Consider the following 15261-nt stretch of genomic DNA (forward strand, 5'->3'; position numbering starts at 1 on the left):
TCGTCGGGTGGTGCCGCCGGTCCCGCGGCTCAGGACTCCGGACCGGGCACGTCCTTCTCGCCGCCCTCGCTCCGCTCCCCGGCGCCGGCGCGGGGCTTCGTGCCCTCGCCGCTCTCCGTGTACCGCTTGTCGCGCCGGAAGCGGCTGCGATGGCTGGTGTCGCAGAACGGGGCGCGGAGCGTGCGCCGGCAGGTGCACAGCGCCACCACGGGCCGCTCGCACAGCGTCACGGTCCCGTCCGGCATGACGATCTCGACCGGCCCCTCCACCAGCAACGGGCCACCGGCGACCGGTGTCACCCGCGGAACGTCGGCGGCCGTCTCCTTCGGTCCGGACATGGACCCACCACCCTTCTCGGCTCTGTCACCCACGGGTGCCCGCTCGGCGCCCCCGCATGCGCCGGGGTGCCGCCGTACGGCTGACACGGCCGGGGGCGGCGAGTGGTGCGGAGGGATCGGGGTAGCCGCCAGGCGACACCACCCGGCCCCGTACCGAAGGGGGCCCTGTCCGGAAGGACGACGTCATGAGCGAGGCGAAGGGCAAGGCCGAGGAGATGAAGGGCAAGCTGAAGAAGGGTGTCGGCGACGCCGTCGACGACCGGGAGATGCAGGCCGAGGGGCGCCGGGAAGAGGTGACCGGCCAGGCCAGGAGCAAGGCGGCCGAGGCCATGCGGCGCATGAAGAGGCACGACGCGTAGCGAGCACCCCAGGGTCTCCCTCGCCGACGAGCCGAAGTCGCCGAAGTCCACGCCGGTCCGGGACGGACAGGTCGTGGAGCCGAGGGGCTCGTCCTACCGCTGCGAGAGCGGAAAGACCTGGTGACCCCGGCCGCCGCGCGGGCCGCGGCGGCGGGACGAGCGTCATGGATGCGGCGCGGGCCCTCGGGGCTCGCGCCGCATCCGTGCGCCCAGGGCGAGGGGTGCGGAGAGGCGCGAGGACGGGCGTACGAATCCGGTCACGTCCGTGCGGGATAATGCGGGCATGCGCATCTCAGCCAGAGCCGACTACGCGGTGCGTGCCGCACTCCAGCTCGCCGCCGCACAGAACTCGGCGCCGCTGAAGGCCGAGGCGATCGCCGACTCCCAGGACATCTCCCACAAGTTCCTCGAAGGCATCCTCGGCGACATGCGCCGGGGCGGACTCGTCATGAGCCAGCGCGGCGGGAACGGCGGGTACTGGCTGGCCAGGCCCGCGTCGGAGATCTCGCTCGCGGACGTGATCCGCTGCGTGGACGGCCCGCTGGTGTCGGTGCGCGGCGTCCGTCCGCCGGAGCTCGCGTACACCGGCCCCGCCGAGTCCCTGCTGCCGCTGTGGATCGCCCTGCGGGCCAATGTGCGCCAAGTGCTCGACGGTGTGTCGCTCGCCGACGTGGCGGCGGCGAAGCTGCCGCCGGAGATCATCACGCTGGCCGAGGACCCGGAGGCCTGGACCAACCCCTGACGGCCGGCCCACCGGCCGCCCGGCGCCGGGCCCGTCCCAGGTCACCTGGCCCTTGATCTCGCCGGTCGGAACGCGAACATCCGCCATATGGACGCCCCTTGGGCAACCGGCAACCCCTCTGCCACTATCCCTACTATTCCAGTGGGGAAACAGGGATCATTGTGAGGTGCCGTGAGAACGCCGAAGAAGTCAGCGACACGCCCCATCCCTCGGCCGGCCAAGCGCCCGGGACACGAAGAGATATGGCGTCGCGTCACCCGCGAACTCGCCGATGACCTCGCGGTCGACGCACTGGCCAGGGACCGGGCGGGCAAGAACCCCGACGACGAGGTCGCCCGCCTCCAGGAGGCCGGGCTGCCCGCCCTCCTCACCCCGCCGGGCCCCGCCCTGCGCGGCTCCGACTGGCAGGCCGCGTGCGGGGTGATCCGGGAGATCTCCGCCGCGGACAGCTCGATCGGCGAGCTGCTGGCCCACCACTACGTACTGTCCTGGAGCGGCCGCTTCCTCGGCGCCGCCGCGGCCCCCGACGGCGAGCGGGAGGCCCCCGAGGCACCGGACACCACCGACGCGCCCGAACGGCTCGACGTGCCCGGCGCCCTCGAAGTCCGTACGGCACGGGAACGCTGGCTGCTCGCCGGCGGCATCGAGCCGGCCGGGGGCGGCGGTCCCGGCCTCACCCTGACGCCGTCCGGCAGCGGGTGGCTCCTCGACGGCCGCCGGGCGTTCGACTCCGGCGTCACGGTCGCCGACCGCCTCGTCGTCGGCGCGCGATGTGCGGCGACGGGCGACGTCCTCGTCGTGCTGGTCGACCCGGCCCACCCCGGCGTGTTCACCGAGGCGGGCGGCGACCGCGTGGGACAGCGCCTCGCGGGCGCCGGGAACGTGAACTTCGACGGGGTCCCGGTCGAGCGCGGGCAGGTCCTCGGCACCCTCCCCCACGACGAGCACGCCGTGGCCCCCTTCACGACGCTGGCCCCGCTCGCCCTGCGGCTGGTCCTGGTCCAGGTCGGGCTCGGCATCGCCGAAGGCGCCCTCGCGGAGGCCCGCGACATCAGCCGCGCCACCGAAGCCGCCCCCTTCGCCCCCGGGCACTTCTCCGCCGCCGCGGCCTTCTCGACCGGCTCCTTCTCCGCCGGCCGGTTCACCCCCGGCTCCTACGCCGCCGACCCGGCCGTGGGCGCCGTCGCGTACCCGGCGGGCGCGGACCAGGATCCGTACCTCCTCCTGATGTACGGCGAGTTGGCGACCGCCACCCATGCCGCGGCCGCGGTCGTGGAGCGGGCCACGGACGCCCTCGCCCGGGGACTGCGCGCCGAGGGCTCCCTCGGGGTGGAGGAACGCGCCGACATCGCCGTCCTGGTCGCCGCCGCCGAGGCCGTGACGAGCAGGGCCGCGATCCTCGTCACGACCCGGATCCTCGAACTCGTCGACGCCGCCCGGGCCGCCGAGGAACCGGGCGGAGGGCCGGGCCTCGACCGCTTCTGGCGCAACGCCCGCGTCCTCACCGCCCACTCCTCCCCCTCCCACCGGCTCCGGGACATCGGCGACCACTACCTCCACGGCCCGCGGCCCCAGCTCACCACGCTGCCCTGACGGAGGCTGCGGGCCGGCGGCCGTCCTACGGTCGTGGCGACGGGCCCGGTCCGCACGCCGACGCGTCGACGGGGCCGGACGGGACAGGAGAGGGAAGAGGACGGGGGCCGGCCGGGAGGCCGTGCCCGTCGAGGCACGGAGCAGGTACGGAGGCATCCTGATGAGCCGTGAGATCGTCGTCGGAGTGGACGGTTCGCCGGAGAGTCTCGCCGCGGCCGACTGGGCCGCCCGCGAGGCGCTCCACCGCGGTCTCCCGCTGCGCCTGGTGCACGCCTGGCGCTGGGAACCGCTCGACATCCCGGTCGTCCAGGACCCCGAGAGCCTGGAGCGCTCCGCCCAGGAGGTGCTCCGCGCCGCGGAGTCGGCCGTCATCTCCCGGTATCCCCGGTCGGCGGTGACCGGCGAGATCGTGGCGGACAGTCCGGTGGCCGCGCTCCTCGGGGCGCAGGAGCGGGCGGAGATGCTCGTCATCGGCTCGCGCGGCCACGGAGCGGTCGTCGGCTTCCTGCTCGGGTCGTACGGACAGCAGATCATCGCGGGCGCCACCCGGCCGGTCGTCGCGGTGCGTTCACGTGACGGCGCCGACGAGGACGAGGGCGGCACCGGTCGGGGCGGCCGGATCGTCGTCGGCCAGCACGGCGGGGCGGAGGACAGCGCGCCCGCACTGCGCTTCGCCTTCGAGACGGCGGCGGCCCGTGGGGCGTCCGTCCGGGCGGTACGGGCGTGGAGCCTGCCGCCCCTCTCCGCGTACACCCCCGGCTCGATGGCGCTCGCCGACGAGGCCGGCGGTCTCGTCCCGTACGAGGAGAAGGCGCTGCGCGAGGCGCTGGCGCCCTGGCGGGAGCGGTTCCCGGAAGTTCCGGTGACCGAGCACGTGGAGATCGGGAGCGCGGGCCAGGTGCTCCTCGCCTCGTCGGGCGATGCCGAACTCCTCGTGGTGGGGCGGCGGGCGCGGCGCGGGGCGATCGGGCCGCGGATCGGATCGGTGGCACACGGAGCCCTGCACCTGGCCCCGTGCCCGGTGGCCGTCGTGCCCCACTAGGCCGTGTCCGGAAGGTCCCACCTGGCCCACGCCTGGCACGCACTCCCCCGTAGCTCTTCGGGCGCGGACGGGCATGGTGGCGCTCTCCCGGGTGACGGCCGGTCGGGTGACCCCGGCGGGCGTCAATGGCGGGTTGACCCGGCAGGTTGACGAGGTGTGTCGAAGGCGGTGCGGCCGGACAGTGTGAGGGACACCCTGCTGCCGTCGCCCCGGTAGCCCTCCCCTCCGCCGGACCGTCCGGCGGCCCCGGAAAAGAGAGCGGAGCCCATGCACCCCCACGAGGACCGTGTCCCCTACGACCAGCCGGCCCCCCGCGGAGGTCGTCATCGCAGAGGGGGCGGCACGACGGGGCGGCCCGCCCGTCGACTGCCGTCCTTCCGCGCCGCCGTGACCCTGGCCGGCACGGCGACGGCCGCCCTCACCGTGACGGCGGGGGCGTACGTGGCGTCCCTCGGGGGCCAGGCGGCCGCCGGAGCGCGGCTGGACCCGGCGGCCCAGATCCGTACGACCGTGACGCCGGCGGCCGGAGCCTCCGCCCCGCCGTCCGCGGCGCCCGGGGGCGCTCCGGCCGCCGTTCCGGTCACCCCTTCGGCCGAAGCCTCCCCCTCGGCTTCCGAGGCCGGGCCGGCCCCCACGCCCGAGGCCGCCCCGAGCACGGCCCCCGGCACGGGGACGGTGACGGACCCGTCGGCGCCGGCTCCCGGTACGGCTCCGCCCGCCGCTCGGGCGACGGCCGCCACGACCGCGCCCGCCTCGACGGCACCGGCGTCCGCGAGGGTGGTCCCGGGCTCCGGCAAGGCGGCGCCGTACATCGACCGGGTGATCTCGCTCGTCAACGCCGAGCGCGACCGGGCCGGCTGCGGGCCGCTCCGTCACGACCGCCGGCTGCGGTCCGCCGCGCAGGCGCACGCCGACGACATGTCCGCGCGGAACTACTACGGCCACGAGAACCCGGAAGGCCGGAACGCGGGCGACCGGATCACGGCGGCGGGCTACTCCTGGTCCGTCTGGGCCGAGAACATCCACCGCGGCCCGAAGACTCCCGCCGCGGCGATGCGCGAGTGGATGCGCAGCGACGGACACCGCCACAACATCCTCAACTGCGCCTTCAAGGACATCGGCATCGGGCTGTCGCTCAACGCCGACGGACCGTGGTGGGTGCAGAACTTCGCCGTCCGGCGCTGACCCGCCACCCCGCCGCGCGGCCACCGGCGTCAGGAGCCGGCGGCCAGCTTCTGCACCCACACCGTGCCGTCGGGGCCCCGGACCGCGGCGACGCCGGTGTCGCGGTAGCGGCAGTCCAGCATGTTCGCCTGGTGCCCCGCGCCGTCCATCCAGCTCGCGAAGGTGCCCGCGGGGTCGCTGTTCCCGCGCGCCAGGTTCTCGGCCCACCGGCTCCAGCGGTAACCGGCCGCCGTGATCCGGGCGTCCGCCTGCTCGCCCTCGGGGCTGCTGTGCGCGTAGTAGCCGCGCCGGACCATGTCGTCGGCGTACGCCTGCGCCGCCCTGGTCAGCCGCTCGTCCGTCCGCAGGGGGCCGCAACCGGCCTCGGCGCGCCGCTGGTTGACCAGCCGGGTGAGCCGTTCCTCGGCGCTGGGCTTCCGGCTCGGTTTCGGCGGGGCCGGGGAGGGCGTCGGGCGCGGGGAGGGCGGGGCGCTCGTCGGGGCCGGTGCGGCGGTCGTGGCGGCCGGGGACGGCGCGGCCACGGGCGGGACGGGGACGGGCCGCCGGTGCGACGGCTCCGGGGGTACGAGCAGGATGACGCCTCCGAGGACGCCCAGGGCCACCGCGCCGGCGGCGCAGGCCCGCCGAACCACGGAACCCCGGCCCGCACCGGCGTGGTGCCCGGAGGCCGTACCGTGGCCGGCCGCCGAGCCGGACGCGGAGTCGGGGGCGCCGCCCGGTGCCGCGAGCGCGTCCGGGGACGGCCACGGGGCCGAGCCGACGCCCGCGTCCGCACCCCCGGCGGCCTCCCCCGCCGGGCCGGAGCCCGCCCAGGTCTCCCCCGGCCCGGGGGCGTCGGTCCAGGCCGCGGTCTGGAGCGACGCCCCGGGCAGGGAGCGGCCCACGGCGAGGAACGGCACGAGGCCGAGGCCGACGAGCAGCCCCTCGGCCGGGGCGAGGCCCGATCGGGCGGGGGCGCAGACCCCGCAGCTCCGCAGATGGCGGGCGAGGCGCTTGCGCCAGAGCGGGGCGGGGTGCCCGTCCCATCCGGTGGCGGCCTCCGCGAGGGCCGCGCACCGGGGCGTGGCGGCGAGGGCGCGGACGACGGTGCGGCCCGTCTCCAGCTGCTCCTTCATCCGCTGGACCCGGACCGCCGCGTGCTGGGGGGTGAGGGCGAGCGCTTCGGCGAGGTCGGCGCGGGTGAGTTCGCCGGTGGCCTCCAGCCACCACAGGGAGAGGAGTTCACGGTCGTCCTCGTCCAGCCAGCGGGTCGCCTCCGCCACCTCGCGGCGCTGTCCGGAGAGGCCGAGGCGCAGGATGGTGAGATCGACGAAGTCTGCGCCGGGGTCGGGGAGGTCGACGGCCCGGTCGAGGCCGGACACCGGACCCTGCTGCCGTTCGCGCCAGCGCCGGCGGATCTGGTTCATCGCGATGGCGACGAGCCAGGAGCGGAAGCGGAGTGGGTCGCGGAGGCCGGCCAGGCCGTCCAGGGCGCGCAGCAGGGTCTCCTGCACGATGTCGTCGACGTCGGCGTGGCCGTCGAGCGCGCGGGCCACGATGTTGTGGACGAGCGGGAGGTAGGCGCGTATCAGCCGTTCCCGGGCGTACGCGTCTCCGGCCGCGGCCGCCTCCACCAGCTCGGCCGTGGCCCACTCGTCGCTGTGCATGAACGTGCTCCCTCGTCCCGTGGTCCGTCCGTCCCCATGCAGAGGAGACCCGTGGGCGGGGGGCCGATAACGGTTATCCGCGCGACGGCGGTGATCGCCGTGCCGATGACGTGGTGACGCCACTCGTGCGGGTGGTGCTCAGGGGGTGCCTTCGGGGGTGGTGGAGGGGGTGGCGCCTACGCGGGTGAGGGTGGGCGGTACGGCACGACGGCCGCGTTCCCCTCCCGTACCGCTTCGACCACCGCCTCGTGGATGTCCCGGCTCTCCGGCTCCGAGGAGCACGGCACCGGACTGCCCGACATGGTGAACCAGTCGGACGCGCCGCTGTACTGCACGGCCACGCGTGCCTCACCGTCCGCCCAGGTGGTGTGCACGGTCACATCGCCGGTGAGGGCGCCGGCCTCGTCGGTCAGCACCCCACCTCGCCCGGTATAGACCCCGGCGGTCGTCCATGATGCCCAGCTCATCCATCCAGGTTCACACCCGAACGGCGTAGGCGCCACCGACGGGGACGCCCCGGCCCGGACCGATGTCCGGGCCGGGGCGGCACCCGCGGTGCGCCGGGATCAGCCGAGGGTCGCGATGGCCTCGTTGAAGGTGGCGGACGGACGCATCACGGCCGAGGCCTTGGCGGCGTCCGGCTGGTAGTAGCCGCCGATCTCGGCCGGGGAGCCCTGGACGGCGACGAGCTCGCCGACGATGGTCTCCTCCTGCTCGGCCAGGGTCTTCGCCAGAGCGGCGAAGGCCTCGGCGAGCTGCGCGTCCTCGGTCTGCCGCGCCAGCTCCTGGGCCCAGTAGAGGGCGAGGTAGAAGTGGCTGCCGCGGTTGTCGATGCCGCCGAGGCGGCGGCTCGGCGACTTGTCCTCGTTGAGGAACGTGCCGGTGGCGCGGTCGAGGGTGTCGGCGAGGACCTGGGCGCGGGCGTTGCCCGTGGTGGTGGCCAGGTGCTCGAAGGAGACCGCGAGCGCGAGGAACTCGCCCAGGGAGTCCCAGCGGAGGTAGTTCTCCTTGACGAGCTGCTGGACGTGCTTCGGGGCGGAGCCGCCGGCGCCCGTCTCGAAGAGGCCGCCGCCGTTCATCAGCGGGACGACCGACAGCATCTTGGCGCTGGTGCCCAGCTCCAGGATGGGGAAGAGGTCGGTCAGGTAGTCGCGCAGGACGTTGCCGGTGACGGAGATGGTGTTCTCGCCGCGGCGGATCCGCTCCAGGGAGAAGGCCGTGGCCTCGACCGGCGAGAGGATCTCGATCCGCAGGCCCTCGGTGTCGTGCTCCGGGAGGTACTGCTTGACCTTGGCGATGAGCTGCGCGTCGTGGGCGCGGGTCTCGTCGAGCCAGAAGACGGCCGGGTCGCCGGTGGCGCGGGCGCGGGTGACGGCGAGCTTGACCCAGTCCTGGATCGGGAGGTCCTTGGTCTGGCAGGCGCGGAAGATGTCGCCCTCGGCGACCTCCTGCTCCAGGACGACGTCACCGGCGGCGTCGACGAGGCGGACGGTGCCGGCCGCGGCGATCTCGAAGGTCTTGTCGTGGCTGCCGTACTCCTCGGCCTTCTGCGCCATGAGACCGACGTTGGGTACGGAACCCATGGTCGACGGGTCGAAGGCGCCGTGGGCGCGGCAGTCCTCGACGACGGCCTGGTAGACGCCGGAGTAGCTGCTGTCCGGGAGGACCGCGAGGGTGTCGGCCTCCTCGCCGTCCGGGCCCCACATGTGGCCGGAGGTGCGGATCATGGCCGGCATGGAGGCGTCGACGATGACGTCGGACGGCACGTGCAGGTTGGTGATGCCCTTGTCGGAGTCGACCATGGCGAGGGCGGGGCCCTCGGCGATCTCGGCCTCGAAGGACGCCTTGATCTCCTCGCCGAGGTGCGGCACGGAGTCGAGGCCCTTGAGGATGGTGCCGAGGCCGTCGTTGGGGGAGAGACCGGCGGCGACGAGCGCCTCGCCGTACTTCGCGAAGGTCTTCGGGAAGAAGGCGCGGACGACGTGGCCGAAGATGATCGGGTCGGAGACCTTCATCATCGTGGCCTTGAGGTGCACGGAGAACAGCACGCCCTCCGCCTTGGCGCGGGCGATCTGCTCGCTCAGGAAGGCGCGCAGGGGCGCGACGCGCATGACGGAGGCGTCGACGACCTCGCCGGCGAGGACGGGGACCGACTCGCGCAGCACGGTCGTGGTGCCGTCGGCGGCCACGTGCTCGATGCGCAGGGTGCCGTCCTCGGCGATGACGGTGGACTTCTCGGTGGACCGGAAGTCGTTCTCGCCCATGGTGGCGACGTTCGTCTTCGAGTCGGCGGACCAGGCGCCCATGCGGTGCGGGTGGGCCTTGGCGTAGTTCTTCACCGAGGCGGGGGCGCGGCGGTCGGAGTTGCCCTCGCGCAGGACCGGGTTGACGGCGCTGCCCTTGACCTTGTCGTAGCGGGCGCGGACGTCCTTGTCCTCGTCCGTGCGCGGGTCGTCCGGGTAGTCCGGGAGGGCGTAGCCCTGCGCCTGGAGCTCGGCGATCGCGGCCTTCAGCTGCGGGATGGACGCCGAGATGTTCGGCAGCTTGATGATGTTGGCGCCGGGCGTCTTGGCCAGCTCGCCGAGCTCGGCGAGGGCGTCGTCGACGCGCTGACCCTCTTCGAGACGCTCGGGGAAGCCGGCGATGATGCGGCCGGCCAGGGAGATGTCACGGGTCTCGACATTGATCCCCGCGGTCGAGGCGTACGCCTGGATCACGGGCAGGAACGAGTGCGTCGCCAGGGCGGGCGCCTCGTCAGTGTGCGTGTAGATGATGGTCGAGTCAGTCACCGGGTGCTCCGCTCCACGTCTGCGTCTGCGAGATTGCTCGACATCAAGATATCTCGTGATCCTGCTCCGCGGGAAAGGGGCCCGTGATCTCGGCGTCGGGCTCGGGGCCGGCGGGGGCCCGCCGGGGCGGGACGGCGGATTCGTCGAGGTCGACGTGGCGCAGCAGGGCGAGAAGGAGCAGGGCGGCGGCGAGCCCGGTGCCGGCGGCGAGCAGCTGTCCGGATTCGTACGCGAGCCTCGCGGTCGCCGGGTCGACGGGGAGCGGGGCGCCGACCGAGCGGGGCAGGAGGAGGAGGCCCGCGCCGAGCCCGGCGAGCGCGCCCAGGACGACGGGGACGGTCATCACGACGTGGCGGAGCGGGGCGCGGCCGCGGGGGGCGCGGCGGGCCTTGCCCTTGCGGGCGAGCAGGGCGACGGTCCCGCAGACGATGACGAGCGAGAGCAGCTCGGCGCCGATGAGGTCCCCGGGCCGGTGCCATCCGATGGCGAGGGTGTACGCGCCGAGGAACGTGGCCCAGAGGGCGCCGACGGTGACGACGAGCACCCGCAGGCGGTACGGCACGACCAGCGCGAGCGCGAAGGTGACGCTGAGGGCGAGCGTGGTGTGCCCGCTGGGGAAGCCTCCGTGCAGGAGGTGGCCGGGCGCTCCGGCGAGGTCGGGGCGGTGCAGCACGAAGCGCTGGAGCACTTCGGCGAGGGCGACGGAGCCGATCACCGAGCCGAGGGCGGCCACGGTCGGCGCGTACCGCCGGCGCAGCACGCCCACGACCGCGATGAGGAGCAGGGCGAGGCTGAGGGAGTAGAGGGCGAAGTGGTGGGGGACCCGGCCGGCGATCTGCTCGGCGGAGAGCGTCCCGTCCGTCAGCCGGCCGGCGGTCGCCGCGTTCTCCCAGCGTTGGCCGGTCGCGGTCAGGACGAGGCCGGCGTAGACCACGGACAGCAGCAGGACGGCGGCGAGCGCCGCGTTGCGCAGCCGCTTGCGCACACGTCCGTTGAACGAGCCCGGAGCTTCGGCGGCCACCGCGGCGTACCACCAGGTGCCGGCCTCCAGCGGCGGTACGGCGCGGCTGTCCGTACCGATCCTGTCTATAGGAGCCATGCCCCGATTCGAACCCGTCGGGCCCTCGTGCGCGCGCTGGATGCACCCGAACGAATCGCCGAGATGGGGTGCCGGGTGTCCCGGCACAGCGCGACACGTCGCGGCGCCGGGCCGGGGTGTCGGAGCCGGGCGCCGGTACCCCCCGGCTACAGGGCCCAGCGGCGGGTGCCGTCGGCGGTGGTGCCGGACGGGCGGGCGGCGGGGGCGGCGGCGTCCAGGACGGCGGCGATCCGCTCCCACGTCTCGTCGTCGCGGGGCAGGGGCGGCAGGAGGGCGCCGTCGCCGGTGCCCCAGGCGGTGGCCCGGGCGACGGGATCGGTGCCGGTGGCGGCGGCCGAGGCGAGGGCGGCCGCGCCGAGGGCGACGAGTTCGGTCGCGGCGGGGACGACCACGGGGCGCCCGGAGAGCCTGCGGACGGTGCTCGTCCAGGCGCGCCCGCGCGCGCCGCCGCCGATCAGGCGCAGGGGACGGTCCCGTACCGCCGGGTCGTTCGGGTCCGTGCCGCAGGCGGTGAGCAGGTCGTCCAGGGCGCGCAGCACGGTGAAGACGGCGCCTTCGTAGGCCGCGCCGAGGATCGCGCGGGGGCCGGTGGTGTGGCGCAGGCCGGTCAGGAGGCCGGTGGCGTCCGGGAGGTCGGGCGTGCGCTCACCGTCGAGATAGGGCAGGACGACGACGCCGTCGCCGGGCGCGGCGTCCTCGCGGTCCAGGCCGAGGAGGGCGGCGAACCGGTCGACGGCCAGCGTGCAGTTGAGGGTGCAGCCGAGGGGGAGGTACGTCCCGTCGGCGGCGGCGAAGCCGGCGAGCCGGGCGGCGGCGGGGCGGGTGCGGGTGGCGGCGAAGACGGTGCCCGAGGTGCCCAGGCTGACCACGGGATGGTCGAGGAGCCCGGCGCCGCCGAGGCCGAGTCCCACGGCGGCCGCCATGTTGTCGCCGGTCCCGGCCGCGACGACGACGGTGCCGGGCAGACCGAGCGCTTCGGCGGCGGCCGGGGTGAGCGTGGCGACGGGCGCCCCGCCCGTGGGGGCGACGACGGGCAGGAGGGCCGGGTCGAGACCGAGGAGGGCGAGGAGGCCGGGGTCGTAGGCGCGGTCGGCGGTGGAGTACCAGCAGGTGCCGGAGGCGTCGCCGGGGTCGGTGACGGCGACGCCGGCGAGGCGCTCGGTGAGGAAGTCGTGCGGCAGCCGGACGGCCGCCGTGGCATCGGCGACGGCCGGTTCGGTCGCGCACAGCCACCGCCACTTGGCGGCCGTCATGGAGGCGACCGGCAGCGATCCCGTCCTCCGCAGCCAGGCCTCGGCGCCCCCGTCGAGCGCGCCGGTGAGGCCGGCGGCCTGCGGCGCGGACCGGGTGTCGTTCCAGAGCAGCGCGGGGCGCAACGGGCGGCCGGCCGCGTCCAGGACCACGAGGCCGTGCTGCTGTCCGGCGACCGCGATGCCGGTGACGGCGGAGGCGGGCACCGCCGCCTCCTTCAGGGCCCCGCCGACCGCCTCGCGCAGGGCGGCCCACCACTCCTCGGGGTCGCTCTCGCGGGCGCCCCCGGTGCCGGTGACGGTGTGGGGGGCGCGGCCGACGGCGAGCACGGTGCCGGTCGTGGCGTCCACCACGGCGGCTTTGGTGGACTGCGTGGAGCTGTCCACTCCGATCACCACGGGGTGCTGCACGGGCATGCGCGTCGCCTCTCGTCGTCGGTCGTCCGCAGGGCGGCCGGAACCGGACCGGCGCGGGCCCCCGGGCGCCCGCGTCCAGGTCCGGGTCCGGATGACAGGTCCGGTCCGGATGCCGATCCAGGTCCGGGTCCGGACGCCGGAGCCCAGCCACCGGCTACCGGCTACCGGCCACCGGCTACCGGCTACCGGGCACCCACTCTGGCGCAGGGCGTCCGGTTGCCGTATTAGTTATCGCACAAAACAAATAGGTCGCCCAGACCCCCGACCGAAAGGATCCGGACCATGTCGGTACGTTTCTCCCCCACCCCCGAGGACCGGTTCACCTTCGGCCTGTGGACGGTCGGCTGGCAGGGCCGCGATCCCTTCGGCGACGCGACCCGCCCGGCGCTTGACCCGGTCGAGTCGGTCGAACGGCTCGCCGCGCTCGGCGCGTACGGCGTCACCTTCCACGACGACGACCTGATCCCCTTCGGCTCCTCCGAGGCCGCACGGGAGACCGCCGTGAAGCGCTTCCGGACCGCCTTGGACCGCACCGGTCTGAAGGTGCCGATGGCCACGACGAACCTCTTCACGCACCCCGTCTTCAAGGACGGCGGCTTCACCTCCAACGACCGTGACGTGCGCCGCTTCGCCCTGCGCAAGACGATCCGGAACATCGATCTGGCCGTCGAACTCGGCGCGGGCGTGTACGTCGCCTGGGGCGGCCGGGAGGGCGCCGAATCGGGCGCCGCGAAGGACGTCCGGGTGGCGCTCGACCGTATGAAGGAGGCGTTCGACCTCCTCGGGCAGTACGTCACCGAGCAGGGTCACGCGCTCCGCTTCGCGATCGAGCCCAAGCCGAACGAGCCGCGCGGGGACATCCTCCTGCCGACGATCGGGCACGCCCTCGCGTTCATCGAGCGCCTGGAGCGGCCCGAACTGGTCGGTGTGAACCCGGAGACGGGTCACGAGCAGATGGCCGGACTGAACTTCCCGCACGGCATCGCCCAGGCCCTGTGGGCGGGCAAGCTCTTCCACATCGACCTCAACGGCCAGTCCGGGATCAAGTACGACCAGGACTTCCGCTTCGGGGCGGGCGATCTGCGGCAGGCGTTCTGGCTGGTGGACCTCCTGGAGACGGCCGGGTACGACGGCCCGCGGCACTTCGACTTCAAGCCCGTGCGGACCGACGGCTCCGACGGGGTGTGGGAGTCGGCCCGGAACTGCATGCGCAACTATCTGATCCTCAAGGACCGTGCCGCCGCCTTCCGCGCCGACCCGGAGGTGCGGGAGGCGCTGGCCGCCTCCCGGCTGCCGGAACTGGCCGCCCCCACCGCGGCCGACGGCCTCGCGGGGCTGCTCGCGGACCGCTCGGCGTACGAGGACTTCGACGCGACGGCGGCGGCCGCCCGCTCGATGTCGTTCGAGCGCCTGGACCAACTGGCCCTGGAACACCTGCTGGCCGTCCGCTGACGCACCGTTCCGCCACCGGCCCGCCGAAAACGGGGCCTCGCGAGCCCCGAGGAACCCGCGAGCCTTGAGGCCAGGCGAGCCCGAGGAGCCCGCAAGCCCTTGAGGCCACGCGAACCCCGAGGAGCCCGCAAGCCTGAGGCCACGCGAGCCCCGAAGGACCCGCAAGCCCTTGGGGCCACGCGAGCCCCACAAGCCCCCGAGGCCCCCTGAGCCCCACACGCCTCGCGAGCCCCGCCACGCCCCCTTCTCGGAGCGCCTCAGGACGAGGCGCGTACCACCAGCTCCGTCGGCAGGATCCGGCGCGGCTGTTCCTCCGAGGCCTCCCCGATCTCCTGGAGCAGCAGCCGCGCCATGGTCCGCCCCATCTCCTCGATCGGCTGGCGCACGCTCGTCAGCGGCGGGTCCATGTGCCGCGCCACCGCCGAGTCGTCGACCCCGACCAGGGCCACGTCGTCGGGCACCCGCCGCCCCGCCTCGCGCAGCGCCCCGCGCGCACCCGCCGCCATCACGTCCGAGGCCGCGAAGACCGCGTCCAGGTCCGGGCGGCGGGCGAGCAGTTCCCGCATGGCCCGCCGTCCGCCCTCCTCGGTGAAATCGCCGGTCGCGACCAGCCGCCGGTCCGGGGCGAGACCCGCCTCGTCGAGGCCCTGGTGGTAGCCGTCGAGCCGGCACCGGGCGCCGTACATGTCGAGCGGCCCCGTGATCGTCGCGATCCGGCGCCGCCCCCGGCCGGCGAGATGGACGACGGCCGAGCGGCCTACGCCGACGTTGTCGGAGTCGACGTACGCCACCGTCTCGCCCTCCGAGCGACGGCCGTTCAGCACCGCCGGCAGACCGAGCTCCCGCACCTGGTCCGGCAGCGGATCGTCGCCGTGCACCGACACCAGCAGCACCCCGTCCACCCGCTGGGCGGCGAGATACTGCTCGAAGCGCTGCCGCTCCTTGTCGCTGCGGATCAGGGTGAGCAGCAACTGCTTGTCGGCGTCGGCGAGTTCGGCACTGACCCCGCGGATGATGTCGAGGAAGTACGGCTCGGCGAACAGCCGGGCCTCGGTCTCGGGGATCACCAGGGCCACCGCGTCGGTACGGCTGCCCGCGAGGGCCCTGGCCGCCCGGTTGGGTACGTACCCCAGCTCGGCGATGGCCCGGCCGACCGCGGCCTTGGCCTGCTCGCTGACGCGCGGGGAACCGTTGATCACGCGCGAGACCGTGCCCCGGCCGACACCCGCCCGCGCCGCGACCTCCTCCAGGGTGGGCCTGCCGGTCTGGCGCCCGCTCACCACCATCTGCCGTCTCCCCTCGCCGCCCTGTGCTCCCGCGACCCTATCAACAGTGGGAGCGCTCCCACG

At 74.7% G+C, this 15261-nt stretch carries 13 protein-coding genes; 6 read left to right on the plus strand and 7 right to left on the minus strand.

Features of this window, described 5'->3' with window-relative positions; all coding sequences use genetic code 11:
- Nucleotides 1-29: 29 nt before the first annotated feature.
- Entirely contained in the window at nucleotides 30-338 is a 309-nt protein-coding gene (locus ACFZBD_RS08485; protein WP_391137628.1) for a CDGSH iron-sulfur domain-containing protein, read from the minus strand.
- 185 nt (nucleotides 339-523) lie between these two features.
- On the opposite strand from ACFZBD_RS08485, the gene ACFZBD_RS08490 reads away from it, so the two are divergent.
- From ACFZBD_RS08490 to ACFZBD_RS08510, 5 genes are all read left to right on the plus strand, one after another.
- Entirely contained in the window at nucleotides 524-697 is a 174-nt protein-coding gene (locus tag ACFZBD_RS08490; RefSeq protein WP_391137632.1) for a CsbD family protein, read from the plus strand.
- Between the two features lie 283 nt (nucleotides 698-980).
- Nucleotides 981-1439 carry an Rrf2 family transcriptional regulator gene (locus ACFZBD_RS08495; RefSeq protein ID WP_391137635.1) on the plus strand — a complete coding sequence of 153 codons (459 nt, stop codon included), beginning with the start codon at nucleotides 981-983 and terminating at the stop codon, nucleotides 1437-1439.
- Between the two features lie 171 nt (nucleotides 1440-1610).
- Nucleotides 1611-3032 carry an acyl-CoA dehydrogenase gene (locus tag ACFZBD_RS08500; protein ID WP_391137638.1) on the plus strand — a complete coding sequence of 474 codons (1422 nt, stop codon included), beginning with the start codon at nucleotides 1611-1613 and terminating at the stop codon, nucleotides 3030-3032.
- A gap of 160 nt (nucleotides 3033-3192) precedes the next feature.
- Entirely contained in the window at nucleotides 3193-4074 is an 882-nt protein-coding gene (locus ACFZBD_RS08505) for a universal stress protein (RefSeq protein ID WP_391137641.1), read from the plus strand.
- A 267-nt stretch (nucleotides 4075-4341) separates the two neighbouring features.
- Entirely contained in the window at nucleotides 4342-5259 is a 918-nt protein-coding gene (locus ACFZBD_RS08510) for a CAP domain-containing protein (protein ID WP_391137644.1), read from the plus strand.
- A gap of 29 nt (nucleotides 5260-5288) precedes the next feature.
- Here ACFZBD_RS08510 and ACFZBD_RS08515 read toward each other — a convergent pair whose 3' ends face one another.
- The 5 genes from ACFZBD_RS08515 to xylB all read right to left on the minus strand — a co-directional run bounded on the left by ACFZBD_RS08515 (nucleotide 5289) and on the right by xylB (nucleotide 12460).
- Nucleotides 5289-6905 carry a sigma-70 family RNA polymerase sigma factor gene (locus ACFZBD_RS08515; RefSeq protein ID WP_391137647.1) on the minus strand — a complete coding sequence of 539 codons (1617 nt, stop codon included), beginning with the start codon at nucleotides 6903-6905 and terminating at the stop codon, nucleotides 5289-5291.
- A 176-nt stretch (nucleotides 6906-7081) separates the two neighbouring features.
- Nucleotides 7082-7372 carry a hypothetical protein gene (locus tag ACFZBD_RS08520; protein ID WP_391137650.1) on the minus strand — a complete coding sequence of 97 codons (291 nt, stop codon included), beginning with the start codon at nucleotides 7370-7372 and terminating at the stop codon, nucleotides 7082-7084.
- Between the two features lie 99 nt (nucleotides 7373-7471).
- Nucleotides 7472-9694, minus strand: coding sequence for an NADP-dependent isocitrate dehydrogenase (locus ACFZBD_RS08525; RefSeq protein WP_391137653.1), 2223 nt, complete (start codon nucleotides 9692-9694; stop codon nucleotides 7472-7474).
- A gap of 43 nt (nucleotides 9695-9737) precedes the next feature.
- On the minus strand, nucleotides 9738-10793 hold the full coding sequence (locus tag ACFZBD_RS08530; protein WP_391137657.1) for a phosphatase PAP2 family protein: 1056 nt from the start codon (nucleotides 10791-10793) through the stop codon (nucleotides 9738-9740).
- 146 nt (nucleotides 10794-10939) lie between these two features.
- Entirely contained in the window at nucleotides 10940-12460 is a 1521-nt protein-coding gene (gene xylB, locus ACFZBD_RS08535; protein WP_391137660.1) for a xylulokinase, read from the minus strand.
- A 282-nt stretch (nucleotides 12461-12742) separates the two neighbouring features.
- Between xylB and xylA the strand changes: the two genes are divergently transcribed.
- Nucleotides 12743-13912, plus strand: coding sequence for a xylose isomerase (gene xylA / locus ACFZBD_RS08540; RefSeq protein ID WP_391137663.1), 1170 nt, complete (start codon nucleotides 12743-12745; stop codon nucleotides 13910-13912).
- 257 nt (nucleotides 13913-14169) lie between these two features.
- On the opposite strand, the gene ACFZBD_RS08545 is transcribed toward xylA, so the two are convergent.
- Nucleotides 14170-15198, minus strand: a complete 1029-nt coding sequence (locus ACFZBD_RS08545) for a substrate-binding domain-containing protein (protein ID WP_391137666.1) — start codon at nucleotides 15196-15198, stop codon at nucleotides 14170-14172.
- Nucleotides 15199-15261: the final 63 nt, after the last annotated feature.

The organism is Streptomyces sp. NPDC008121, from assembly GCF_042957155.1.
In the GTDB taxonomy this organism is placed as follows: domain Bacteria; phylum Actinomycetota; class Actinomycetes; order Streptomycetales; family Streptomycetaceae; genus Streptomyces.